17 protein-coding genes are annotated in these 25,721 nt (G+C 65.7%); 6 read left to right on the plus strand and 11 right to left on the minus strand.

All coding sequences use genetic code 11. The annotated features are described in order from the left end of the window. The first annotated feature begins 4 nt into the window (after window positions 1–4). Both KY501_RS45920 and KY501_RS45925 read left to right on the plus strand, forming a co-directional pair. Window positions 5–2,506 carry an NUDIX domain-containing protein gene (locus KY501_RS45920; protein WP_224371209.1) on the plus strand — a complete coding sequence of 834 codons (2,502 nt, stop codon included), beginning with the start codon at window positions 5–7 and terminating at the stop codon, window positions 2,504–2,506. Between the two features lie 138 nt (window positions 2,507–2,644). Continuing rightward, on the plus strand, window positions 2,645–3,904 hold the full coding sequence (locus KY501_RS45925; RefSeq protein ID WP_224371211.1) for a saccharopine dehydrogenase family protein: 1,260 nt from the start codon (window positions 2,645–2,647) through the stop codon (window positions 3,902–3,904). A gap of 33 nt (window positions 3,905–3,937) precedes the next feature. On the opposite strand, the gene KY501_RS45930 is transcribed toward KY501_RS45925, so the two are convergent. Next, window positions 3,938–5,437: an alkaline phosphatase family protein gene (locus tag KY501_RS45930; protein WP_224371213.1), complete on the minus strand. Its 1,500-nt coding sequence runs from the start codon at window positions 5,435–5,437 to the stop codon at window positions 3,938–3,940. 119 nt (window positions 5,438–5,556) lie between these two features. On the opposite strand from KY501_RS45930, the gene KY501_RS45935 reads away from it, so the two are divergent. Then, on the plus strand, window positions 5,557–7,776 hold the full coding sequence (locus KY501_RS45935; RefSeq protein ID WP_224371215.1) for a LamG-like jellyroll fold domain-containing protein: 2,220 nt from the start codon (window positions 5,557–5,559) through the stop codon (window positions 7,774–7,776). Between the two features lie 51 nt (window positions 7,777–7,827). Here KY501_RS45935 and KY501_RS45940 read toward each other — a convergent pair whose 3' ends face one another. From KY501_RS45940 to KY501_RS45965, 6 genes are all read right to left on the minus strand, one after another. Next, complete coding sequence (locus KY501_RS45940) at window positions 7,828–9,405, minus strand: long-chain-fatty-acid--CoA ligase (protein ID WP_224371217.1); 1,578 nt, start codon at window positions 9,403–9,405, stop codon at window positions 7,828–7,830. After that, a complete protein-coding gene (locus tag KY501_RS45945; RefSeq protein WP_224371219.1) occupies window positions 9,389–9,736 on the minus strand; it encodes an acyl carrier protein in 348 nt (115 codons plus the stop codon). The genes KY501_RS45940 and KY501_RS45945 overlap by 17 nt, the downstream gene beginning before the upstream one ends. Window positions 9,737–9,758: 22 nt before the next feature. After that, on the minus strand, window positions 9,759–10,334 hold the full coding sequence (locus KY501_RS45950) for an FcoT family thioesterase (RefSeq protein ID WP_224371221.1): 576 nt from the start codon (window positions 10,332–10,334) through the stop codon (window positions 9,759–9,761). A gap of 14 nt (window positions 10,335–10,348) precedes the next feature. Next, window positions 10,349–11,212, minus strand: a complete 864-nt coding sequence (locus KY501_RS45955) for a TauD/TfdA dioxygenase family protein (RefSeq protein WP_224371223.1) — start codon at window positions 11,210–11,212, stop codon at window positions 10,349–10,351. 40 nt (window positions 11,213–11,252) lie between these two features. Then, window positions 11,253–11,867, minus strand: a complete 615-nt coding sequence (locus KY501_RS45960) for a GNAT family N-acetyltransferase (RefSeq protein WP_224371225.1) — start codon at window positions 11,865–11,867, stop codon at window positions 11,253–11,255. A 237-nt stretch (window positions 11,868–12,104) separates the two neighbouring features. Continuing rightward, window positions 12,105–14,096: a choice-of-anchor A family protein gene (locus tag KY501_RS45965; protein ID WP_224371227.1), complete on the minus strand. Its 1,992-nt coding sequence runs from the start codon at window positions 14,094–14,096 to the stop codon at window positions 12,105–12,107. Between the two features lie 720 nt (window positions 14,097–14,816). Between KY501_RS45965 and KY501_RS45970 the strand changes: the two genes are divergently transcribed. Then, on the plus strand, window positions 14,817–17,039 hold the full coding sequence (locus KY501_RS45970) for an AbfB domain-containing protein (RefSeq protein ID WP_224371229.1): 2,223 nt from the start codon (window positions 14,817–14,819) through the stop codon (window positions 17,037–17,039). Between the two features lie 75 nt (window positions 17,040–17,114). Here the strand turns inward: KY501_RS45970 and KY501_RS45975 are convergent, their stop codons facing one another. Continuing rightward, on the minus strand, window positions 17,115–17,969 hold the full coding sequence (locus tag KY501_RS45975; RefSeq protein WP_224371231.1) for a tetratricopeptide repeat protein: 855 nt from the start codon (window positions 17,967–17,969) through the stop codon (window positions 17,115–17,117). 79 nt (window positions 17,970–18,048) lie between these two features. Between KY501_RS45975 and KY501_RS45980 the strand changes: the two genes are divergently transcribed. Beyond that, window positions 18,049–19,452, plus strand: a complete 1,404-nt coding sequence (locus KY501_RS45980) for a serine hydrolase domain-containing protein (protein ID WP_224371234.1) — start codon at window positions 18,049–18,051, stop codon at window positions 19,450–19,452. Window positions 19,453–19,462: 10 nt separating this feature from the next. Here KY501_RS45980 and KY501_RS45985 read toward each other — a convergent pair whose 3' ends face one another. Both KY501_RS45985 and KY501_RS45990 read right to left on the minus strand, forming a co-directional pair. Then, window positions 19,463–20,212, minus strand: coding sequence for an outer membrane lipoprotein-sorting protein (locus KY501_RS45985; protein ID WP_224371236.1), 750 nt, complete (start codon window positions 20,210–20,212; stop codon window positions 19,463–19,465). A 206-nt stretch (window positions 20,213–20,418) separates the two neighbouring features. Continuing rightward, window positions 20,419–23,583 (minus strand): immunoglobulin-like domain-containing protein, encoded by a 3,165-nt coding sequence (locus KY501_RS45990; RefSeq protein WP_224371238.1) that lies wholly within the window; start codon window positions 23,581–23,583, stop codon window positions 20,419–20,421. Between the two features lie 733 nt (window positions 23,584–24,316). Here KY501_RS45990 and KY501_RS45995 point away from each other — a divergent pair. After that, on the plus strand, window positions 24,317–24,664 hold the full coding sequence (locus KY501_RS45995; protein ID WP_224371240.1) for a hypothetical protein: 348 nt from the start codon (window positions 24,317–24,319) through the stop codon (window positions 24,662–24,664). Here KY501_RS45995 and KY501_RS46000 read toward each other — a convergent pair. Continuing rightward, a complete protein-coding gene (locus KY501_RS46000) occupies window positions 24,658–25,719 on the minus strand; it encodes a patatin-like phospholipase domain-containing protein (RefSeq protein ID WP_224371242.1) in 1,062 nt (353 codons plus the stop codon). The genes KY501_RS45995 and KY501_RS46000 overlap by 7 nt on opposite strands. Window positions 25,720–25,721 lie beyond the last annotated feature (2 nt).

Consider the following 25,721-nt stretch of genomic DNA (forward strand, 5'->3'; position numbering starts at 1 on the left):
CTTCATGACGATGACTCCCTCCCTGGAGATTGCTCCCGGTCACCGCGTGAGGTGGGGGGAGGGCCGCATCCTCGTCGAGGCCGATGACGACCGCAGCCGCCTGCGTGCGGCGCTGGCGCACCACCTTCAAGTGGGGGAGGGGGGAGACGCGCTCATTTTTGGTGGCCAGGTTCGTGGTCGCTTCAGCGCTCCCTCGACCGTGGATGCGCTCACAGCCTTCGAGGCGCGCTTCCTGGCCGATAACCATGTGCCGCTGACGCTCCCCACTGGCGCTTCATCGTTCTCGCCGCGCACGGATCTGCACACCCACTTCGCCGCCGCTCTCCCCGGACGAGCCCTGGTCGAGCTCGCTGCTGTGGAGGAGGGCGTCATCGTTCCCCGCGCACTGCTCGCGGAGGTGGGCATGGATGCCCGCCAGGATGTCCCTGTCGCGTTGCTCGATGGGCCGGCGAGGGTGCGGCTCGCACGGAGCCTCGACGTTCCGCTCGATCGGCAGATCACGTTCCAGGACATGGAGCGCCTCTATGCGCGCCGAGGTCCGCTCACCAAGCACCCTCGGCTCTTCGTCCCGCAGCTGCGAGCCATCTCCCAGCGGTTTGCCGCCGCCGGTGTGTCCTACGCCGAGCTGTCGCTCTTCACGGTGGTGGAGCCCGACGCACTTGCCGCGCTCCATGCCTCGCTCGACGAGCTGGAAGCGGCGAGCGGCGTGCGCCTCCGTTTCCTCGTGGCCCTGTCTCGCCATGACGATCTCGAGTGGGACCTCGACGTGCTGGATCGCGTCGAGCAGTGCCTGCCCAGCCGGGCCATCGCGGGCGTCGACATCATGGGCCACGAGACCTGCTCCACGCGGGCCTTCGTCCCCGTGCTCGAACGTGCCGCGGCACTCGGGAAGGCCCGCCCCGGCTTCGTAGTCCGCGTGCATGCGGGCGAGAACCCCGCCTACCCGGAGAACGTTCGTGAGGCGGTGCGTGCCTTGCTTCCCTTCCCAGGCATCGAGATCCGCATCGGCCACGGCCTCTACGGCGTGGATGACGACACCCTGGCCGACATGGCCCGCAACGCGGACCGGGTGGTGGTGGAGTTCAACCTCACCTCCAACCTCGCGCTGAACAACATCCAGACCACGCTGCAGGTGCCCTTGCGCCAGTACGTGGATGCGGGGGTGTCGGTCGTCCTCGGTAGCGACGGGGCTGGCCTCTATGGCACCTCCGCTCCCGACGAAGTGCGAGTCGCGCTCGCATGCGGTCTCGATGAGGCTCGGCTCGACCGGCTCCGCCAGACGGAAGAGGCGCTGCTGGCGCGGCGCAAGGAATGGGAACGCGAGACGCCCCCGCTGCGCGACTGGATGCCCCCTCCACCCCTGCCGCGGAGACACTTCACGCCCGCCCGCGCCGCCGAACTCGCGGTGCTCCGAGGCGTGGTGCGATCGGCCCAGGAGCAACGCCTGCGAGAGCTGGGAGCCACTGTCTCCGACGAGACGCCTTCCCTGGCTGGGCGGCCATTGTTGTGGCTTGCGGGGGCATGGCGTCACGCGTTCGCCGCATGGTCACCCGAAGAAATCCGGTATGCCACCACCGTTCTCGATGAAGTCCTTCGTGGCCTCGCGGCGAGGGGAGGTGTGCTGCTGACAGGTGGGACACGGCATGGGATGGAAGGCCTGAGCCACGGTCTCGCGGAGCAGGCGGGAGTCGAAGTCCTCGGCGCCATCGTGGAGCAGACGCTCGCGGAGGATCTCGATGAGCGCGTCCGGAGGTTCTGGCGCTGCGCGCGTTCCTTGTACGAGAAGGCCGCGCCGGTGGTGCGCCTGGTGCGTGACACCCAGGGAATGGGGCTCTTTCTCGGCGGCGGCCTCATCGTCGCGGACGAGCAGCAGGCCGCCTACAACCTTCGAGCTCGGCACGTGTTGTTGTCAGGGCTGCGGGGGGCCGCCGTGGACGCTGCGCGCGCCAGCCAGCATGCCCGCTTCGTCGACGACGCCACGGGAGTGCTGGCCGCGCTCGATGACAGACGTCCCCGGGGTCGGCTCCGCTACCCCGGACCGAATGACGCCGCGGATGTTGTCGTCATCCGGCGCGGTGCCCTGGGCGAGGACGAACTGCTCCTGATTCGCCGCCACGACGACAGCGATGCCGCCGCTGGGCGGATGTCCCTGCCCGGAGGTTTCGTTCGACCCGGAGAGTCGCCGCGCGACGCCGCCGTCCGCGAACTCCTCGAGGAGACGGGCATGCGAGTGCCGGCGAAAGCGCTGGTGCCTGTCACCATCGTGTCAGGCGGTAGCCGTGATCCCCGCGACACGGACGAGCGTTGGGTACGCAGCCATGTCTTCGCCGTCCGCGTCGATGGGGCTTCGCCGCACGACAACGCGGGGAGTCTCGTCCTTGGGGGCTCTGACGCCGCGGCGGCGCTCTTCGTCTCCTTCGAGCGCCGTCCCCGCCTGGCCTTCGATCACGATCAGCTCGTCACCCAGGCCCTCGCGGCGCTCTCTGAGAAGAACCTCGGGCCATGACATGCGCCGGTTTTCGAGCATCATCCCTGGGCTGATGGGCCTCTCCGCATACAGATACGGCGTCCCTCGGGCGGCGTGGAAATGCGGAATGGGTGTTGACGCGCGGCGTCACTTCCGGTCAAACCGTGCCTTCCGCTCATGCCCAAACCTTCGAAGGCCGAGTTTGACGTCATTGTCTGGGGCGCTACCGGGTTTACCGGTCGCCTCGTTGCCGAGTACCTCGCTCGGACCCAGGGCGCCCATGGTGCGCGCTGGGCGCTGGCGGGGCGAGACCGCGCGAAGCTAGAGCAGGTGCGCGGCTCGCTGGTGGGGCTCAACCCCGCTTGCGCCGAGCTGCCCGTGCTGTTGGCGGACGCGAAGGACACGGCTTCGCTGGACGCACTGGTATCCCGCACGCACGTCATCCTGACCACCGTGGGGCCCTATGCGCGCCATGGCAGCGAGCTGGTGGCCGCCTGCGCCCGCAATGGCACCGACTACTGCGACCTGACCGGTGAGGTGCAGTGGATGCGCAAGATGATCGACGCGCACCATGCCCGGGCCCGAGAGAGCGGAGCGCGCATCGTGCACACCTGCGGCTTCGACTCCATCCCCTCGGACCTGGGCGTGCTCATGCTCCAGGACTTCATGCGCGAGCACCACGCGAGCCACTGCGATCGCATCCGCATGTTCGTGACGAAGATGCGCGGAGGGATCAGTGGAGGCACTGCCGCCAGCGCGCTGCAGACGATGGATGACGTGAAGGCGGACCCCTCGCTGCGCCGCGTGCTGGGCAATCCGCACGGGCTGGACCCGGAGCCGCGGCGTGGCCGGCCCGAGGAGCGGGATCAACTGGGCGTGCGCTACAACGAGGAACTGGGCCGGTGGACGGGCCCCTTCTTCATGGCCCCCGTTAACACGCGAGTGGTGCGGCGCTCCAATGCGCTGCTCGGCTACCCATGGGGCCAGGACTTCCTCTACTCCGAGGCCGCGAGCTTCGCGCGAGGCCCCAAGGGCCTGCTCACCGCGGCGGCCATGGCGGGGGGCCTGGGTGGCTTCTTCCTGGCTGCGAGCGTGCCCGCGGTGCGGCGCCAACTCGAGAAGCATGTGCTGCCCGCCCCTGGTACGGGCCCCTCGGCCGAGAAGCGTGAGCAGGGCTGCTTCGCCGTTCTCCTGCTCGGCGAGGGCAAGGCGAAAGAGGGTGGCACCGTGAAGCTGGAGGGCAGGGTGGCGTCCCAGGGGGACCCGGGCTACGCGGCGACGGCGCGCATGCTCTCCGAGTCGGCGCTCTGTCTGGCCTTCGACTCGATTGCCTCGGAGGGCGGAGTGCTCACTCCCGCCTCCAGCATGGGGATGAAGCTCGTGGAGCGGTTGCGCCGAGCGGGAATGACTTTCGAGGTGAAGCCCTCGCGTGCCTGAAAGCACCTCGGTGACTGGATAGGGCGGGGTTGCCTAGCGCAATGCCTGATTCGCGCGGATCTTCGCAGCCACCTCCGCCATGTACTGCTGCGCCTGTGCACGCGTCTGGATCGTCTTGACGCGCGCAAGAATCGCTGGCTTCGCCTCGGGCGGCGACAGTTCCAGGTCGTGCTTGGCGGCGACATGGAGGAACCCAGCGAGATTGCCTTCGTTCACCGATTGCTCTCCAAGTGCCGCCCCGCGCTGCGCATTGACGGCCAACCGCTCTGCGCTCGCGGTGTCCGCAGCCACCGGATTCGGCAACGTCACCGGCGTGTCGGAGCGTGGTGCTGGAAGCGAGAGGAGCGGCGTCACATCGTTCGCATTGGCGTCGCGCTTCGTCAAGGGCGAGAGCCCAAAGAGCCTCTCGAGCGTCGCCGGCACCGATGCATGGTCATAGAGGCGGTGGTCGATGGTGCTCTTGGCGATCAGCGGAGAGACCACCACCGCCGGAACTCGGACGCCGTACTGCTCGAATGTGAAGCCGTATTGATTGTATTTGGAACTGGCGCCATCCCCCGGCGCGATGGCGCTCGGCGGAGCCACATGGTCGTAGAAGCCTCCGTGCTCATCCCAGGTAATGATCAGCAGACTTGTCTCCCAATGAGGCGAGCTGCGGATGGCCTCATACGTCTCCTTGATCAGGCGCTCGCCGCCAGTGATGTCATCGAGCGGATGCTGTGACGTGCCGCCGACGTATGTGTTGTTCAAGATGTCGCCGTAGTTCGGCTCGATGAAGGTGAACGCCCAAGGATAGTCCTGGGACGCAACGTCCTTTGCGAAATGAGAGAGCGCATGGACGTCGAAGACGGAGATTCCATGCAAGGCCCCGACGATGGAGAAATCCCCACCGGCGTAGATCCTGTACCCAGAACCTGATGGGAGCTTTTTCAACGCATCGAAGATCGAACCGTTCGGGAACTTGAAGCCTGAGACGGTCTCCCATTCGATCATCTCCTCGGTGGTGGGGCTGTGGTCGAGCCCACCGGAGGATGCTGCGTAAAGGAAGAACCGATTCGGCCACGTAGGCCCGGGGAGAGACGAGTACCAATTGTCACAGACGGCGAACTCCGTCGCGAGCGCGTTCAGCACAGGCAACTGGCTGGCGCTGTAGCACTTCATGATCTCGCCAAAGTTCCCGGGCGCGTTCCCTTCTCCCTTCGACGGTGAACAGGCGTAATCGGCGACGAAGCCGCTGTTGCTGATCGGCGGATAGGCTCCTCCCCGCGAGTAGCTGATTCCAGGGCCCGCCAGTTGCCTGAGGGTGTCGAGAAACTCATGTCCAGGACCGGTAGGCATCACCTTGTCGGCATCCGGCATTACCGGATAGGTGACACCGTTGTAGGTGTTGGACTCCTTTCCTGTGAGGCCGTTGAGCTGGGTCTGCTGCCCGTTCACGGGATTGGTGCCTTTCAGCCCCGAGAAACCGAGCATGTGATCGAACGCGCGGTTCTCGAGCATCAGCACGAAGACATTCGTAACCTTGGAAGCCATTCGTCCTCCCCACTCGATGCTGCGGAGTTCTTGATACGCTATCACCCGCAGTGACCGGCGAACGCCTTGATCTTCCCTGGAGCACTCTTCCGCTGGCTTGTTTCCAAGGACTCCCAGATATGTCATCTCTTGCGCACTTCGTTCCCAATTGGACGTCCTTCTGGCGGATGGGGATGGTCGCCCTCCCGCTGCTGCAGCCTGGCAACGGCCTTCCGGCCGAGAATTGCGCCGAGGTTCGTGCGAAGGACCCCACGGCTCGGGATGGTACCTACACCCTCACGCTCGGCAGGCAGGAGGTGTCGATGTACTGCCATGACATGGAGGGTAGGCCCCTTGAGTACCTCACGCTGCCAAAAACGGGGAGCACCACCAACTACTCCCACTTTGGCCAGGGGCAGCACGCCTCATTCACCGGGCTGACGACATGGTTCACCAAGGTGCGCCTCGACCTTGCGACGCTCACGCTCGTGCTCGACGACACCACCTTCTCCACGAGCGATGGCTGGGCCATGTTGAACGGGGAGTTCGTCTCCTCCCTGCCTCTGGCGAACGCGAGCGACTGTGTGGCTGCCTATTCCCAGGGTGGCAAGAGCAACATCGACCTGACAGGTACTCCCTTCGACATCGTGCCTGATCAGTTCCAGGTCAGCGGGAACAAGCCAAGGGGCTCGACCCTCCTCAACGGCAGCCAGATCGTCGACCTCGCGGGCGGTGGCGGCTGTGGCGGCATCAGTGCCGTCAGCAACCGCCTGCGGCTCGACTTGCAGTCCCCTCCGGATCCCTTACCGGAGTTGGTTCACAGCTACAGTTTCACCGCCAGCGCTGCTGATTCGGTCAGCGGCGCGAATGGCAGCCTCGAAGGGGGCGCCACGATTGCCGATGGCGAAGCGTTCCTGAACGGACGGGGCTCTTACGTGAGCCTGCCCATTGGCGGGACCATCGCTCAGCTCCAGGATGCGACCTTCGAAGCGTGGGTGGAATGGGGCATGAGCCCGGACAGGATAGAGCGCATCTTCGACTTCAACGACAACGCGCAGTCCTCCATGTATCTCGAGGTGGACCGTATCTTCCCGCCTGTCTTCGTTATCACCACCCCCCAAATGGGCAGGGTGGTGGTTCGCCCGACCTACCGAGTGTTCCCGATAGGAGAGTTCACCCATGTGGCGGTGAGCATCGATCACACAGCGGGGCTCATCCGCTTGTACATGAATGGCCTGGAGGTGGCGAGAGAGGCCACGAGGGTCACCCCAGCTGATCTGGGTGTCACCTCGAACAACTGGTTGGGTCGCATGCTGGAGGCGAGGACTCCCTTCCTCACGGGCTCCATCTCGGAGTTCCGCGTCTACCGGAAGGCCTTGTCACCGAGCCTCATTGCCCTCCACTTCAACATGAAGGACACCCATCGGAATCTGGAGACGGGCTTCGACTCCCGGCCAACGGATCCCACCAACCAGGACATCGCCTCTTTCAGCTTCCGCGCCTCTGGGCAGGACACCTATTACCTGTGCAGTTTGGATGAGGCTCCCTTCCAGCTGTGCACGTCACCGTTCACGCTCCCGTCCCTCGCCGAGGGCTCACATACCTTTCGCGTTCAGGCTCGGGATACGGTGGGCAATGTGGAGGCCTCTCCCAGCGTGTACTCCTGGATCGTGGACAAGACGCCTCCCGACACGAGCATCGTCTCGACTCCTGATCCAGCGACTCGTCAGCGAACGCCTTCCTTTTCGTTCGCGTCCAACGATCCAGGAGCCAGCTTCGAGTGCAGCATCGACCAGGCGCCCTACACCCCGTGCCCGAGCGAGTTCCCTTCACTGACAGACGGTGAACACCATCTCAGTGTCCGAGCTCGCGATGCCGCCAACAATGTGGACCCCGACGCCGCCCGCTATTCATGGACAGTGGATAACGAGGCGCCCCAAGAGCCCTCTCTGCAGGAGCCTGCTCCCAGTCAGGTGCTCTTCACGGAGACGCCTCGCTTCTGGGGGACGGCAGAGCCTGGCAGCATCGTCACCCTCCTTGTCGACGGCGTGGAAGTCGGCTCGGTGAAAGCCGATGCCCTGGGAGCCTGGGACTACCCGTTCAGCTCGCCGCTCACCTGGGGAGTGCACCGCGCCTCGGCCATCGCCACCGATAAGGCTGGCAACATCAGCCCGCTTCTCCCCGAGGTGCTCTTCTCCACGTCGCAGCGGAGCGTCTACGGCCTGGGCTGCTCTGCCCAGCCCTCCTCCTGGCAGGGCTCCTGGCTGTGGGCCCTGCTGGTGCTCGGACTCCTGCGCCCGCGCTCGCGTCCGTCCCGGCGAGCTCTTGGCTCGAGTCCTACAGGGCCGCGGACTGACTGAAGTCCAAGTTCCGGCTGCCCGTCCTCCCCTGCGCTCCTCGACGTGCCCCCATCAATTGATGCGGCGCTCTCGTCCCTCCCAGTAGGGCCGCCGCAGCTCATTCTTCAGGAGTTTGCCGCTCGCGTTCCTCGGCAGCCGATCCACGAAGTCCACCGACTTGGGGACCTTGAACTCCGCCAGATGCTTCCTGGCGTGCCGCATGACATCTGCCGCGCGAAGCGTGATGCCGGGCTTCGGAATGACGATCGCCTTCACCGCCTCACCCCACAGCTCGTCGGGAACGCCGATGACCGCGACGTCCGCCACGCCATCTTGGGTTCGGAGCACATTCTCGATCTCCGCCGGGTAGATGTTCTCCCCAGCGCAGATGATCATGTCCTTGATCCGATCACAGACGTAGATGAAACCCTCCTCATCCCGGTATCCCGCGTCTCCGGTCAGTACCCAGCCCTCGACCATTGTCCGCGAGCTCGCTTCTGGCTGCTGCCAGTAGCCCACCATCCGGGCTGGCGACTTCAACGCGATCTCCCCCACCGCGCCCACGCCCAGCTCGTTCCGGTGTTCGTCCTGGATGCGGACCTCCACTCCGGGCAACGGCCTTCCCGCGGCGCGCAACCTCTGGGACGGGGCACTTCGGTGATCCGCGGGCCGCATGCAGACGGCCACGTTCCCGGTCTCCGTCATCCCATAGAGCTGACAGAAGCCGCAGCCGAACACCTCCATGGCTCGTTCCAGCAGGGAAGGAGAGATGGGTGAGCCTCCATACAGAACGGTCTCCAGGGAGGAGAGGTTCGTGCTCGGCAGGCCCGGCTCCATCAGGAGCACCTGGATCATCGCTGGGACCGCGCCCAGCTTCGTGACCTGGTAGCGGGAGATGGCCTGGAGGATGGCCGGAGGGTCGAAGGTCCGCAGCACGACGTTCGTGCCCCCGAGCGACAGTCCCCGTACCAGGGCCCAGAGCCCTCCGATGTGAAAGGTGGGAATGAACGAGAGATACACGGTGCGCTCAGTCCAATCCAGCCATTGCTCACCCCTCGCGTCCATCTCCCGCGCGAGGGCGAAGAAGCTCCTGTTGGCCAACTGGACTCCCTTGGGATGGCCGGTGGTCCCGCTGGTGTAGAGCTGCACCACCACCTCTTCCGGGTCATACGCGAGCCTGGGAGCGGAGTCGGACGCTCCCTCACTCCACTGGCTCGCGGACGGCCATCGCGAGTCGGCAGCGGAGAGGGTGAGGACCTTCGGTTGGAACGTCAGCCGCTCGAGGAGTCGCGACACTTGGGGAAGCAACTCCCCATCCACGAAGAGCAGCCGGGGTCGTGCATCGTCAAGGATGTAGGCGATCTCCTCGGAGGACAGCCGCCAGTTGATGTTGACGAAGACCGCTTTCGCCTTGGCCGTCCCGAACAGCAATGCCAGCGAGTCCAGCGACTCCTTCCCCAGCACGGCGACCCGTTCTCCCGGGCGAAGGCCCTCTTGGAGGAGGGCTCGGGCCAGCTTGTTGGCCCTGCGCTCGAGTCCCTCATAGTTCAGCACCTCCCCCTGGAGGATCAGCGCCGTGTTCTGGCCATGCCGCTGGCTGACGCGGGTGGGCAGTTCCGCGAGCGTCGTGACCTCACGAAGCAAGCTCATCGCCGTCCTCCTCCGCGGGCAGTTCCACTGCCTCCAACAGGAAGCCCACCAGCGATTCGAGGTCGGGATGGTCAAACAGGAGGGTGCTGCTCAACCGCAGTCCCAGCTCCGACTCGAAGGTGCTCTTGAACTCGATCGCCTTGAGCGAGTCCATTCCCAGCTCCATCAGGTTGTCCCGGCTCCCGAGCTGGGAAGGCTCGATCCCCAGCCGTTCTCCGAGATCCTCCCGGAGACGTGCCCCGAGGAGCTCTTCGCGACGCCGGGAGGGAGCTTCCCGGAGCGCATCGAGGAGGTGCTGGGCTGCAGGCTGTTCCGCCATTTCGCGCGACATGGGCTCTCCTATGGACAGACAGTCAATGCGGCGCGGCTTTCGAGGCATGGAGGAGTGCCAGCAACGCCGTTCCTTCGGACCGCCCCTCCTGTCCATCCTTGAAGCCGCAGCTCGTCTGGATGAAGGTGGCCTTGCTCTTGACCTTCACGCTGTCGAACGAGACCCTTCCCTCGAAGTCGAGCGAGTCGATGGGCTTGCGGAAGGCGCTGGAGAACTCGACGATCAGACAGTCCGGAAGCTGCTTGTGCAGATACTCCGAATACGTCCAGTCGACTGCGGGCGCCAGCAGCCGGTGCTGGACGCACTCCGCCAAGAGGTAGTAGCTGAGCTGGTTGTAGCAGATGTTGTACTCAACGGCGTTGAAGTGCCCCGTCGATGCGATGTAACAGGACTCCGGGATGGAAAACCGGCCTCGTGCCGTGAGTATGCCTCGGGGAGGGTTGTCGCTCATCAAATGCGGGAGCGCGTCCTCGGTGTACTCCAAGAAGGCACTCTTCAGGTAGCGGCACTCGGGCTTGTAGGGTTTGAGCACCTCGTCCAGCAACCCTTGGGCACCCTCGATCCGTCTCGGCTGACTCGCTTCATCAAGCATGTACATCGTGTTGGTCCTCGTCAGTTCGCGCCAACGTAGAAGGGCAGATCGTCGTAGACACCGATCCGGTAGCTCATGTTGCGCTCACCCTTCGGGGTGGCGCCCGCCTTGTGCAGCAGCGTCCGGTTCTCCCAGAGCAGGATGTCGCCCATGCGATAGGTATGGGTATGGATGTGTTCTTCGCGCTCGATGAAGGCGAAGAGCCGCCGCAGCACGGCCGCATTCTCCTCGTAGGACAGGCCCTCGAGTCCCGTGGTGAAGCCACTGCTCATGTAGAGGCTCTTCCTGCCCGTCAGCGGATGCTGGATGACCGCCGGGTGCATGACGGGAGGGACGAGCTTGCTCGCCTCGTCGAGGATGTCGATGAGGGCCCGGTCGATGTCCTGGGGCGTGATCTTGTAGCGCCACTTCCCGTCGTGGATGGCCCGGGTGTTCTCGACGTACGCCCGGAGTTCGTCGGGCAGGTCCTCGTACACCCGCTGCATGTCGATGAAATAGGTCTCCCGCCGGGACTCCGGCAGGATCTGCGGGTAGACCATGACGAACGGGAGGGGCTCCTGGAAGAACTGGTAGTCCGTGTGCCAGTACTTGCCCGTCCCCGCGACGCCGACCTTCTGGCCATTCTCGGGGACGTTGGACGAGACGAAGATCTCTGGATGTTCCGGGTGGTGGTAGTTCTTCTGGAAGTAGATCTGCGGCCGGCCGATTTTCTTTGCGAAGTCGATGTACTCCTGCTTCGAAAGCTTCTGGTCCCGGAAGATGAGGAGCCGTTGCTCATAGAGTTGGTGTTTGAGCTGACCTGCCATTTCCGGCGACAAGTCTCTGACATCCAGATCAGTGATTTCCGCGCCGAGTCGTCTGGCGGGAGGAAGGGTTATCTTCATGTGAATCTCCAGATGGGGGGTCGAGGGTGGAAATGACCTTCTAAGCGTCGAGTCTCAGACGCTTCGCCAGATCACTCACGTACTGGTACATGTAGATGCCCGCGTGGGTGTGTGTGACCACCCGGGCGTAGTCTTCGAGCCGTCCATAGGGACGGAAGCCGAGCAGCCGCCAGAGGCGCTCCGAGCTCGTCCCCTCCTGCACGTCGATCATCAGGAGTTCGGCCTCCAGGGCCCGACACCGGCCCACGAGCTCCGAGAACATGGCCTCGAGGAGCCCACCTCCCCTCATGCGGGGGTGGATGAAGCCGATCTGGAGCTCGGCGAGGTGTCGGCAGTGGGGCAGCTTGCTCTGTCGCATGAGCCCCATGCCGACGAAGCTCCCATCCCGGGAGGAGGCGAGCAGGAGGTGGGAGTTGCCTCGGGCGATGTCGTGATCGACGTCCGCCATCAGCTCCAGGCCACTCTCGCGCTCGATGGGAGAGGAAAAGCCGATAATGGGGTCGCGCTCGATGACAGCGTTCATCAACCCGATGAGTCGCAGCGCGTCATCCGTGTCGAGCCGCTCGGCCCAACGCAGGGAGATGCCCTGGCGCGACATCTGGGGTGCGATGGCCGCGGGGGTGTTCTCTTGTCCCGACGGGGTGGACGTTCCCATGCTCTCCTCCGGCAACGAAAGCTTTTCCTGGGGGGAGCCGACCCGGGGGAGATGTGATGGGAGAGCCTGAGCCACTGCGCACAGCCAGGCTACTCACCATCCAGGGGAGAGGCAGAAAAGCCGAAGGGCCTGGAGTCTTCGAGGTTTCCCTCTCGATTCCAGGCCCTTCTTTTTGGCGAGGAGTACGGGACGTGAGCGCGTGGCCGAGGCAGATGCTGCTACGGCTTTACTTCCTGGCTACTCGCAGATCTCGCGCTCGCTCAGCGGGTTGATGTGGCCTTCGGCGTTGCCCGTCAGCGACAGAGCATAGATGCCTCCGTCCCAGCTTCCATCGCTGAAGTCGATGCGCGCGGCGGGAGCCAGCACCGTGCCCTGGAAGCCGAAGCCACGGGCATGGATGCTCGTTGCGTCCACGAAGTTGTAGAGCACGCCGCGCGGGCCGATGCCGCCGCTGAAGGAGGTGCCGAAGCCCGTGAAGGTGGCCGAAGCGCCCCGGATGTTGAGCACCGCCAGAGAGCCCGCCGGTGCGTCAATGGACAGCAACGCGGCGCCCGTGAAGGCATTGGCGTTCACGTCGAAGAAGTTCATGTCCGGAGACGCGCCGCGCAACATGATACCGCCCCAGTTCTCACGGGTCGTGGTGCCATTGGCCTGCCGGCTGGCCAGCTGGGAGGACAGGTGGTGCAACTCGGCGAAGCGGGCCGCGAAGTCGATCGGCGCGCCCTGTGCTGCGGTGCCGCGAGGGAAGACCACGGAGGGACTCGGGGTATAGCTGCCCCCGTACCAGGCATCGCCCCAGACGCCGCCACGCGAGAGGTTCAGGCTGCCGCCCGCCACGAGCGTGTTCGCGGTGTCGTTCGCCGCCAGCCCCGAGCCCACCGCAAAGTCGGTCAGGGTGATGTTGCCACCGGCTGCCACCTTGCCCTGCACGTCATGGCCCTGGCTGTAGTCCTCGCGCAGGAACAGGTTGTAGTCGCTCAGGTGGATCTTCAGGCCGCCCGCCACGGTGACGTTGAAGCTGCAGCCCGCGGGGATGCCCGAACTGTCCGTCGCGAAGCAGGTGACGGAGGTGGTGCCACTCGGGAACGAGCTACCGGACGAGGGCGTGCAGGTGAGGGTGCTGGGGCCGCCGCAGTTATCGCTGAAGGTAGGCGCGAAGGAGACCGTGCTGCTCTGCGTGCACGCGAGCTGGAGATCGGCCGGGCACTGGAGAGTGGGTGGGGTGTCATCCATCACGGTGACGGTGCCCGTGCACTGCGAGGAGTACCGGCCGTCACTGACGGTGAGGGTGACGGGGGTGGTGCCCAGGGGATAGGGGCCCGCCGGAGACTGCGTCAGCTGGAGCGTGGAGCCGCTGGAGTCCGAATCATGGCTGCCACTGTTGATGGAGGCGGACGCGGTGCAGGTCGGGCCAGCGCTCACGGTGACATTCGTGCACAGGGCCGTGGGCGGCAGGTTGGCGAAGCAGTGGGTGTGGCCGTTGCTCGGGCAGCCATCGTAGACGGCCAACAGCCCCTGGCCCGAGACGCTCTGGACGATGGACGTGTAGGGACTCGCGGGGCCCACGAGCGAGACCGAATTGCCATTACATGAATAGAGCGAGGGTACTCCCGAGACGATGGGGTGCGCGGACATGCCACTGGCGTTGGAGCACACCCCGTTGTAGGCGGGGGCGAAGCTCAGGCCGAAGCTATTGAGGAATGGATTCCAGAGGGCGGCCTCTGCGGCTGCGCCAAGGCCCGTGCCCGCCGCGATGTAGACGCCGCCGCCTTGCCGCACGTACTGGGTGAGGACGTTGGTATCGACCGCATCGCCTGCGATGAAGACAGCGTCGTACTGGAGCAGGGTGCTCAGGGTGAAGGGCACGCTGGTGGTGGCCGTCCAGGTGTAGCCCGCCCCGGTCATCACCGCCGCGAGGGTACTCTCGCGAAGCCCGAAGTTGTTGGAGTAGACGAGGAAGCGGCCAGTCCCTGCGGTTCCGAGCCAGCTCGCCACGTTCCGGGCGAATGCCGCGGTGTTCGGGTTCTGATTGAACCCCGTGTTCGAGAGGGTCCACTCGTCATGACTGACGACGATCCGTCCCACGCTGGCCCCGGACAGGGAGTCCTCGCGCTGGCGCTGGAGGGAACCGTGGGTTGCTTCCTCCTGGGCCGGACCGCATGCCCAGACGAGCGTACTCAGGCACAGCGCGACCAGTTGCGTACAAACCGCTCTCCAACTCCGCGTCATGATGATGTCTCCTCCACAGGTGGCGGCGGAGACCGTTAGCAAGCCTCGCGCCACCCGGGCCGAGTCCGCTTCTCTCTTGGGGTCCCGTGGCCCGCCGTTCCTGTTTGCGTGGGGAGGGGAATCTATCGACGTGTCGCCGACGTGTCTCGACGTGTCGGCAGGGGCGGCTGGGAGATCGTGCTGACGCTGTGCGTCGAACTCGCCGGGGCGGTTGCTCTGGCTCCTCCCGCGCGGGTGATTCCGTTCCAGCAGTGCATCCCACAAGGAATGCCAGCATCCAGGATGGTGATAACAGTTGTCACCACCTGGTGAATGTTGTCTCCATCTCATGATATGTGAGATAAATATCTGCATATCGAGTCAAAGCAGGATTTCCTGTTCAAACACAGAATGACCTGATAATTCATATGCGAGCTCTGGCTGTGCTCGGAGTCCGTCATGGATGTCTCTCTCAGCTCCCGAGGAAAACAAATGAAGCCATCGTTGCTTGCCGCTCGGTTCATGGGCGCGCTCGTCGGCCTGTTTCTGTGGGCCATGATCCCCGCCGCCTCTGCGGCACCTCTGTCCCTTCGTCCCCGCCTTGCCCTTGACAAGCGCGCCCAGCGGGAGCTACCCGCTGGGACGCCCGTGGAACGCGTGATCGTAAAATTCCAGGAGGGTAGTCGCGTACGCCTGCGCGACAATGCTTTGGTATCCCTGGCAGGCGAGCGCTCAGAGGATGTGAAGTCCGTCCAATCCCTGCTGGAGCGCGCGCCCCGGCTGGGCTCCCTGCGCCGTCTCTTCGCCGAGGAAGAGTCCGCGCTGGAGGCTCGCAAGAACACGGGTGAGGCCCTGAGCGGCCAACAACTGGCGGATCTCAACCTCTATTACGAGATGCCCCTGCTGCCACGCACCCGAGCCGAGGATGTGGCGAAGCTGGTCGAGTCCCTCAATGCGCTGGACACTGTAGAGGTGGCCTATGCTCAGCCGCCCGCGGAGCCGGCCATGGTGAACTTTGGCATGGACGCGGCCCTGCGGAGCCTGCTGGCTGCCGCGGACATCTCTCCTGCCACGCCGCTGTATGAAAGCAACCAGGGTTACCTCGATGCGGCCCCTACCGGTGTGGATGCTCGCTTCGCATGGACGGTGGCCGGAGGTAACGGCGCCGGTGTGCGCTTCGTGGATATCGAAGGCGGCTGGCGCACCACCCACGAGGACATGCCTGGCCTGTTCACCCAGCTCGGCTCGCAATACAACGATTTGGGCTGGCGCAACCACGGCACCGCGGTGCTGGGCGTGGCCATCGGCGCGGCCAACGGCTATGGCGTGACGGGCATCGCGAACGGAGCTTCGGTGGGCGTGTCTGGTATTGGCTCGCAATCCAGCGCCAGCGCCATCTCCAGCGCGGCTTCAGCGGTGGGCCGGGGCGGCGTCATCCTCGTCGAGCTGCACGCGCAGGGGCCTGCGGACAGCACGCCCTGCACCTGCAACCAGGGGCAGTGCAACTACATCGCCATGGAGTACTGGCAGGACAACTTCGATGCCATCGCCACGGCGACGGCCAACGGTGTGACGGTCGTGGAAGCTGCCGGCAATGGCAGTGCCAACCTGGATGAGGGCGCGTATGGCAATGCCTTCAACCGGAACGCACGTGATTCGGGCGCCATCCTGGTGGGCGCCAGCGGGGCCTCCACGCGCGCCCCCACGTGCTGGACGAACTTCGGCTCCCGGGTGGATGTGCACGGCTGGGGAGAGAGCGTCGTGACCATGGGCTATGGCGATCGTTTCGGCTCCGCGTACGGAGAGGACCAGTACTACACCTCGACCTTCAGCGGCACTTCCAGCGCCTCGCCTGTCGTCACCGGCTCGGCCATCAGCCTCCAGGGCGCGGCGCGCGCTCGCGGCCAGGGAGCGCTGGATCCCCGTTATGTGCGCTTCCTGCTGGCCAGCACCGGCACGGCGCAGGTCGCGGACTCCCGCCACATCGGGCCCCTTCCGAACCTGCGTCAGGCCTTCCAGTATCAGGGGGCGCTGCCTGTCAACCGGTACCGCTCGTTCCAGGTCGCGACGCCAGGCTACACCAACCGCTACCTGCGCCAGTCGGGCGGTCTGGGCTATACCGAGGTGGTGGACGCATCGAGCAGCGGCGCGCTCAAGCAGGACGTGAGCTTCAAGATCGTCGCCGGCTTGGCTGATCCGAGCTGCTACTCCTTCGAGGCTCGCAATATCCCTGGCTCCTTCCTGCGCCACCAGAACAGCCGAATCCGTTTGGATGCGCGCAATGGCACGGCGCTCTTCGATCAGGACGCCACCTTCTGTGCGCGCGCGGCCCTGGACGGCAGCCAGAACGTGTCGCTCGAGTCCAAGAACATGTCCGGTTCCTACCTGCGCCACCGCAACGCCGAGCTGTGGGTGGATGCCTTCTCGGACACCCAGGGCTATCGACAGGACGCGACGTGGCGGGTGGTGTCTCCCTGGTGGAGGAGCGGCGCGGATCTGCCGTTGAACGCCTACCGCTCGCTCCAGGTGGTGACGCCGGGCTACACCAACCGCTTCCTGCGCCACTCGAGTGGCCTGGGCTCCACAGAGGTTGTGACCAGCGCCAGCAACGCCACGCTCAAGCAGGACGCGACCTTCAAGATTGTCGCCGGCCTGGCCGATGTGAGCTGCTACTCCCTCGAGTCTCGCAACTTCCCTGGCCAATACCTGCGGCACGCGTCCAGCCGCTTGAGGAGGGACGCGCGCGACGGCTCGGCGCTCTTCGATCAGGACGCCACCTTCTGCGCTCAGCCGGGCCTGTTCGGCACGGGCATCGCCTTGGAGGCCTACAACTTCCCAGGGAGCTACCTGCGCCACTATGACAGCGAGGTGTGGCTCGCGAGCGGCTCGGGGAGCACCTGGGATCAGCCCTCCTCCTTCAGCGCGGACGCGAGCTGGAGCGTGGCCTCCGCCTGGGCCCCCTGAGCTGAGCTTCAGTCTCGCGAGAGGGGGCAGGCCTCTGCCTGTTTCCCTCTCTCTATCGGAGAGCAGGGAGTGCTCTCAGTGGATCTCGGCGAGGATCATCAGGGCGAGGACCCAATCGAGGCCCACCTCCACCGATACGTACGTGGAGCCCACGCTTGAGGTCCCTACGCCGAGGCCCAGGTGCGCGAGCGATCCCGAGAAGAACTTCATCCCTGCCTCCGCGCCGACGTTGGGGCGCGCGGTTCTGGAGGACAGTTGGCTGCCCACGAGCAGCCTCGCGTAGGGCGCAGCCCAGTCGGATAGGAAGTGCTGGTAGCCGACGTATCCGTTCAGCTCCACTCGCGACGAGTACCGGGTGGACACCGTCACGTTCGCTCCTACGTTGAGGCGCCGCGCGAGCATCGCCATCGGCTGGACGTTCAAGTCCACCGTCAGACCACCGCCACCCGTCATCCCGAAGCGGTATCCCATGACGAGCTCCACCACGGACTTGTCGATGGAGAGAGCCTCGTAGCGCAGGCGTGCTGCGCCCGCCTCGTCTCCTCGTGCCGCGGAGAGGTCCGCCAGGATCTGCGTGCCCTCCACATTGTTGGCCTCGTAGGACTTGCGCAGCGGCGGCTCGGCTCTGTCCAGATCGCCGTGCTCCATGCGCAGACGGCCCTCGGTCAGGCAGGCCGTCGTGTCGTTCCATTGGCAGGCCCGGCCGTACGCCGCCGCCGCTTCCTCCCAGCGGCCCTCGCCCAGGAGCTGGTCGCCCCACGCCGTGCAAGCGCTCAGCTCATGGGCTTCGCAACGTGACGCGAGATCGGGGGGCGTCTCCACGCCCGAGGAGGAGAGCGTGGCACATGCCGGCAACACGCAAGGCAGCAGCACCACCCACCAGCGTACAGCAGCATGGAGCAGGCCCTGCTGGGCCACGGAAGTGTCCATGGGGAGGATTCAATCACAAGGCTGGCGTGGCCTGCGCCGGTGGATTGCGCTGCGGTGCGGCAGCGCCGGAATATGCGCCGTGGTTCAGTGTGGCGAACCGCTGCCGGGCTGGTCGCTGCAGGAGCGCATGGCCTACTACCACGTGCCGGGCGTGGCCATTGCCGTGCTGAAGGACGGCAAGGTCGTGCAGGCCGCCGGTTTCGGTGTGCGCGAAGCGGGCACCCAGGAGGCGGTGAACGCGGACACCTTGTTCTCCGTCGGCTCGGTCAGCAAGGTTGTGACTGCTGCCACGACGCTGCGCAGGGTGGCGGCGGGCAAGCTCGATCTGGATCGCGACATCAACACCTACTTGACCACGTGGAAGATTCCGAAAGCGCCGGCCTTCGCTGACAACAAAGTCACCCTGCGGATGCTGATGTCGCATACCTCGGGCCTGACGGTGTGGGGCTTCGAGGACTACCTGCCGGGTGAGAAGCTGCCGACGATCGTGCAGACCCTCGACGGTGTGGCCCCGGCCAAGAATGAGCCTGTCCGCATCGATTTCGAGCCGGGCACGCGCATGCGCTATTCCGGTGGTGGCATCACCGTCGAGCAACTGGTGCTGCAGGACACCACGGGCAAGCCGTTCGAGACCATCGTTCGCAGCGAGCTCTTCCAACCTGTCGGCATGCGCCGCAGCACCTTCGTCAATCCGCTGCCGGCCGGGGTGGGCAACATCGCCAAGGCCCACGACAAGAACGGCCAGCGCGCTGCACTGCCTCGCGGATGGGAGAGCTTCCCGGAGCAGGCGGCGTCGGGCCTGTGGACCAGCGCCAACGAGCTGGGCGCCTTCGTCGGCGCATTGATCGACAGCTACCGGGGCAAGGGTGACTTCCTACCGCGAACGATCGCCCTGCAGATGATGACAGAGGTCTCTCCGAGCGTTCACGGCCTGGGGCCGCGTCTGGAAGGGGATGGCGAGGCCCGCATCTTCCATCACGGGGGCTCTAACGACAGCTACAAGGCCTGGATCGAGGGCTACCTGGAGACTGGCGACGGCATGGTCATCCTCACCAACGGTACCGAGGGCAACAAGCTGAACGTGGAGATCCGCAACGCGCTGTCGGATGCCCTGGGCCGTGGCATCAACCCATTGGTGCGCACGGTGGAACTGGCCCCGGCCGTGCTGGCCGACTACACCGGCACCTACCGCCTCGATGCACGCGTGCCGAACGATCTGACTGGCAACCTGGCTGGCCACTTCGAGGCCGGCACGCTCAAGGTAGGCCTCTCCGATGGTGTCATGACGATGACCCGGAACAAGCAACAGCCGGTGCAACTGCTGCCGGTGTCCCCGACGCGCTTCATCGGCCCGGTCGAGATTCTCCCGCTCCGGTTCGAGTTCCTGCGCAACGCCAGGGGCGCGGTCTACGCCCTGGTTGTGGAACGCGGAAACGCAAGGGTCTACTTCCGCCGTGACACGGGGCCGGGGGGCGCGAAGTAAATTGCGGGGGCTACTCCTCCAGGCTGCGGGTCGAGAAGACGTCGTCGGGGATGGCCTCGTTCACCTTCCAGCTCTTGCGGACAAGCCGGGTCGAGTGGCCCTGGGGGTTGTTGACCATCTTGACCTCGGTCGGGCTGCAGACGTTCCCCTCGCAGGTGTAATTGGAGCGGCTCTCCGTCTTGATGTTCGTGCCCGCAGCATCGAAGTACTGGATCTCGGTCGGCAATGCCTTGTCCTTGGGCACCGTGAACGTGATCTTCGAGTACGTCGTGGTCTGGCCGGCCTTCGGCGTGGCGGTGAGCTTCCACTGTGTCGGCGTTTGTGAAGCAATCTGCCCGGTGTAGTTGCCGCTGTACGACGCCGTGGCCAGGTCGTCCTGGCTGAACGCGAGGCCGAGGAAGCTCTGCTCGCCGGAGTGGCTGGCGATGCGCCGAACCTTCCCAAAGGAAGGCAGGAATACGTACATCTGCGTCGGAGACATGATCAGGACCTTGGTCCCCTTCATGTCCGCGGGAGCCAGGAACTCGCCGAGTCTTTTGTCCCCCTTGAACTTGAGCGTCATCTCCAGCTTCCGCTCCGCCTTGCCGGGCTCCTGGTTGAAGACCTCGTACGTGAAGGTCAGGGTCTTGGCGCGATTCAGGGCCGCATCCATGGTGGCGAGCACCTTGTCACCCGCCGCGTCAGCGCGGGCCGTGCCGCTCGCGGTGAGGATCGTCACCACCAGAACTCCGAAAGAGGCAGCCATCCATTTCTGTGTCATTGATATCTCGCTTGTTGACGTATCACGCATCTACGTGTCGGCAATGCAGAGGAGATGCCAGCCCCACCTGCCGAGGAGTTGCCCTCCTCGGTTCTGGTCAGAAAGCACGCTTCACCTGGAAATTGACGTGCCAGTTCTCGCTCCGACATGTCAGCTCCCGTGTCTGACGCATTGAGCTGGGTTCCGGCAGTCCGACGAGCGAAGCGCTATGGGGGGCAGTCGACGACTTGCACGGTGCGAGTCACGGGCGTGGCGGTGTTGCCGCCCGCATCCGCCGCGAAGTACGTCACGGTGTAGGTGCCCTCGGCCCAGCCGTTCACCTCTCCCGTGTGCCAGCCCCAGGTCGAGATGTCGCCGTAGCACGCATCCAGTGTCTGCACCCCCGGATCGATCCACTGGCTGCCGCACGTGTGCGTCATGAATGCCGGTCCCTGGAGCGCCAGCGTCGGCGCCGTCCGGTCATCCACGTTCACCGTGCGCGACGCGTTCACTGTCCGGCCTTGAGAGTCCCACGCTGCATACCAGACCGTGTAGCTGCCCTCATATCCCAGGAGCGGTCCGGGCCCGGAGGTGTCCGTCCCTGTGTTGTAGGCATGCACCGAGATGGGGTTGCCGCAGCCATCGAAGGCCTGCGCTCCCGGGTCGAGGTAGGTGCCGGGTCCGCACTCGAGAGTGCTCTCCGCCCGGCCTTTGAGTACGAGGAGCGGCTCGAGTGAGTCACACGGCACGGGCTCTGGCTGCTCTGTCACCAGCTTCATGCGGGGGCGCTGCAGCGCCCCGGACGGTTGGTACTGCGCATAGGTCACAACGAAGCGGCCCACGCTCGAAGCGGCGATGCCTTCGCGCCAGGGCGAGGCGGCGGACGGCAGCTCCCCGAGGACGAGCTCTGCCTGGGGAGCCACTTCGCCAAGGGCGGAGACTCGCGTGGTGAGCACCTTGCGCACCCCGTCCCGTGTTCCTTGCCACGCTACCCGGTAGTCCTGGCCATCGAAGGTCACGGAGGCGGGAACAACGGCTGCTGCCCCCACGAGGAACTCCGTGGCGTCGAGTGGGGCGCCATCCAAGGCCCGCAGCCGCCGGCCCCACAGACTGTTGTTCGCTCCCGTCCAGACCACCAGGAACTCTTCGTCGCCCGCGAGCGCACCTTCACGGGAGGCGACCGCGGGGCTGTTCTCGTTGGCGACTGTCGCTGCGATCGAGAGGGGCATCGCATCCAGCACGCTCCCCGAGGCGCCTGAGACGCGCGCAGCCTCCACGTCGTTTCCCTGTGCGCCCGAGTTCCGTGTCCAGGCCACCAGGAAGGTGCCGCCCGCGGCGGCAAGGCGGGCGTCTGAGCCGTTGTGCGAGATCGCGAAGCTGTTCGCCTCGATGCGTTCTCCGCTCGAGGCCCGGATGCGGATGCCCTGGATGCCCTTGTAGACGGTGCCGTTCTCGTAGAAGAAGCTGTCCCAGGTCACCAAGTAGTTTCCGCTCGCCGCATCGAAGGCGACGGAGGGTGTGCTCTGGGGCAGCTTGAAGGGGCCCTGGAACGTCTGGCTGACGAGGAAGGGGGTGTCCAGCACGGCTCCATCCGAGGCCCGCACGCGGGCGCCCCAGACGCTCGGAGGGCTCTGGAGATCTTCCCACACCACCAGGAAGTTGGTGCCATCGAATGCCACCGCGGGGTGATCCTGGGTGCCCGGCGCCGCGCTGATCACGATGGGCTGGGTATCCAGCAAGGCTCCGTCCGACGCTTTCACGCGCGCTGCCAGGATGTCCGGAGGGCTCGTGGAGGCGCTCGCCCAGACGGCGAGATACAGGCCATGTCCCGCCGCGACCGCGGATGCATCCACCACCTGCGCATTGGGCGGCTCCGCGGGGCGGATGGGGAGTTCGGGAGAGATGGAGGGCCGGGCGATGGGAAGGGCCAGGATCGCCTTGCGCAGGTTCGGCAGGGGGCCGATGTGGCGCGGGTCCGAGGCCTGCGGTGTGCCCGTGGAAGAGAGCAGGGCGATCACCTCGCCGGGGCTGAGCGCGCCGCGCCCCGAGGCGATGGCGGCGCCCTGAAGGCTGGCCACCGTGCCGCCGATGACGGCCGTCGCGCTCGAGGTGCCCGCGAAGGTCGCGGTGTACCACCGGTGGAGTCCCTCGCTGCTGTAGAGGCTGCCATAGCCCGTGGACGTCACCCGGTCGCCCCAGCCTTGCAGGTCCACCGTGGAGCCATAGGTGGAGAAGCTCTCGGGGGCACGTGCCCCGGAGCCATAGATGGGCGACTGGCCGGCACCCACCAGGATGGCCCCCGAGTCGTTCTCCGGCCGGAACGGATAATGGCCGCCGTTGCCCGTGGAGTAGAGGGATGAATCCAGATCCTGCGTGCCGTTGCCTGCCGCCGCGACGACGACCTTGTTGGCTGCCACCGCCGCCTTGATGGCGTCGTACCAGGGCTTGTACCACTCGGAGGGGATGTAGTTCGTGCCGCCCGCGGGCCCGACCAACTGCTGCTCGATGACGATGACATCTCCGTCTCCGAGGTTGGCCGCGCAGTTTGTCACGGCCGCGCCCACGTTGTAGCCGGCCGACGTGTTGGCGTAGGCGAACAGCTTTTGCGCGCCATAGGCGATGCCGAGCGTACCTTCACCGTTGGGCAGGCTGCCGAGCACCCCCAATGCAGCGGTGCCGTGGTTGGTGTCGTTGAACGGATCGATTCCCGCTGGGCCTATGATTGTCACCGGCCCCAGGTCCACGTGCCCGGAGTTGAAGCTGTACTCCACGTCGCAGATTCTCACGGAGGCGCCGTTCCCGCCCTGAACGCCGTGGGCAAAGCGCCCATCGATGCCCGCGGGCGCCTCGTCCTGGTACTGCTGATAGGAGCCGGTGCTGATCGCGTAGTAGTCCGGCGCCACCGGTGACTCGACCGGGCGGGGGACGCGGTAGACGGCCTCCACCTCCGAGAGCTGGCGGAATGCTGCCGCGATGCGTTGTGCGTCCAGGACTGGGGGAAGCCGCACGCGGAAGTACAGGTTGAGATCCGGCTGCGGCTCGGTGGTTCGTCGCTGGCCCTCGGCCTGGAGCTTCTCCAGCGCCTCTTCAGATACGTCGTGGGAGCGAGTCCACCGGCCGCGCTCCAGCGCCTTCATCAGGACCGTGGCCGCCGGTGCGCGTAGCCCGCGCCCTGCAAGATCCGCGGGCACGCCATTTCGCAACCGGATGAGCTGGTGGTCACGGAACTTGATCTCCAGCAGATCCGCCTCGACCTGTTCCTCACCTCCCAGCGCCTGGATTTGAGCCTCACCGACCGCCAGTGCCGCCTGCTCCGAGTCCGCCGCCAGCGCTCCCGTGCTTGTTGTCAGCCCGAGCGCGACGAGCCATGAGACCCTCGTCTTGAGATGCATGGTTGCTCCTATGGAACGCCCGTCCCCGGAAGGGGGCGGGTAGGGGGACGACCGCGAGGGGGCTCGCTCAGGAGGGTGAACGCCCGTCGCGGAAGATCTTCCCGACAGCTTTCTGTGGTTCCATGGCGTGCCCTCGTCGTCCTTTCATGAGAGGAGCAGAGGTTTCATGCGCTTCCTTGCGTTCCAGCGGAGGTTCCTGGCTGTCGGTCTGCTTCCGCTGGCAGCCATTCTCCTAGGCGGTTGGGTGGCGCACTCTCAGGGCCTCCCTGCGAAGGTCTTTGGCGTCAACGTGGTGGCCATGGGGTTTGGGCTCGCGCTCCTTGCGGGACTTCTCCGGCTCTCCTGGGAGGGAGTGGTTCGTCAGGCGCCAAGAATTGCTGCGGCAATGGGAGCGTTGCTGGCCACGACTCTGATGTTTCCTGGGCTCGAAGGAGTGCACCGCTGGATCACCTTGGGACCTGTGCGTCTGAATGTCTCGGCGGTGCTCATGCCGTGGCTCCTGGCGGCGGTGTGGGCACTCTTGCGAGGAGAACGCCCAATCCTTGCCTGTGGATGGGTTGCGGCGATCCAAGCACTCCACGTGCTTCAACCCGACGCGGGGCAGGGGACGGCATGGGGCGTCAGTGCCGTGCTTCTATTTTGGACTGCGCCGTCTACGGAGATCCGCTGGCGCGTCGTTGGGAGCACCGCGGCCCTGCTGGGCGCTGCGGCGGCTTGGGGACGAGCCGATCCCTTGAATGCGGTTCCCCACGTGGAGCGGATTCTTCACCTGGCGGCCGACGCCGGAGCGCTCTGGCTCGTGGCCACGTTGCTGGCCGCAGCGGCCCTCCTGGTTCCTGCGGTTCACCACGCGGTGCAGTTGTTCTCCCGGAAGAGCGAGGCGGCGCCGCTGGTTGCTACCCTGGCCGTCTACTTCGGGCTGACCTTCGTCGTCACGGAGTTGGGCGCCTTTCCGGTCCCTGTGCTGGGCGCTGGCGCGGGTCCCGTGCTGGGCTGGTACTCGCTGCTCGGGTTGAGCCTGCTCTGCTCTCGAGAGCCGGTTCCATCGGGTGGACGGTCCGAGATGGCCCAGGTTCAGTGAAGCGGCCGGACGCGCTCCGCCAGGCGCCCGGTGGAGAGCAACTCCCAGAACTCGTCTCCCATCCGCCGGCTCTCGGACAGGACCTGCCGCCAGGCCCGTATCCGCTCCTCATCCGAGAACCGGACGAAGTCATCCCGGTCCGGGATGCGCCCTGAAGGCAGGCGCGCGACGAGCTCGGGAGAGGGAGCGATGATCAACGCTCGGCGGAAGTTGCGCGGCCGTGCCCACCGCCAGCGCAGTGACTTGTCGAACCATCCGGGCACTACATACGGATAGAAGTGTGGGTAGAGCACGAGTCCCTCGCCCGGACCGAAGTCCAGGTCGAGGTGGTAGTCGATGATGCCTCCGTCCCGATAGACACCGGGACGGGTCCCCGGGATGCGGACCCCGCTGAGCACCAGGGGGATGGAGCCCGAGGCCAGCAACGCCGGCCGCAGGTTCTCGCGCGTCAAGGGCAGGTGGGCCGAGGGCAGATCCTTCAGGCCAGCGAACGGACTGGTGTCTCCCGCCGCGTGGAAGATGACCCGCTGCATGTGGAGCCCCAGCGTGCGGCGGCTCACCAGGTTCGTCATCGCTGCCAGCGCGAGTCCCATCATCTGCACACGCGGGTGCTCGAATGCCGACAGCCCCCGGCACAGCGCGGTAACGATGTGCAGCCGTGCCCACGGGTGGCCGAGGATCTGCTCCACGCCGTCCCTACCCAGGACCGTGTCCAGGATGCGGTCGCTGGTGGCGCTCACCAGCGAGGGAGGCGGCTTGGGCGGGTAGCGCTGAAGGACGTAGGCCTCCTCCATCCGCTCCAGCGCGGCCACCGGTTCCTTCTGCGCCAGGCAGGACAACCGCCAGCTCCCGATGGAGCTGCCGATCAGGTGGAGCGGACGCGTGCGGCCCCGGAAGAATCCGCCGAACAGCACCCGGTCCAGTCCGGCCAGCACCAGCCACTTCGGTCCACCGGAGGCTCCGGGCAGGACGTCCACGTCATCCGCGCGCAGCCCTCGCTCGCGGATCCACCGCAACGCATCCGGTCCCGCCAGCAGGGTGAGGCTCGTACTCATGG

It is taken from the genome of Hyalangium versicolor (genome assembly GCF_020103695.1).
Lineage (GTDB): Bacteria > Myxococcota > Myxococcia > Myxococcales > Myxococcaceae > Hyalangium > Hyalangium versicolor.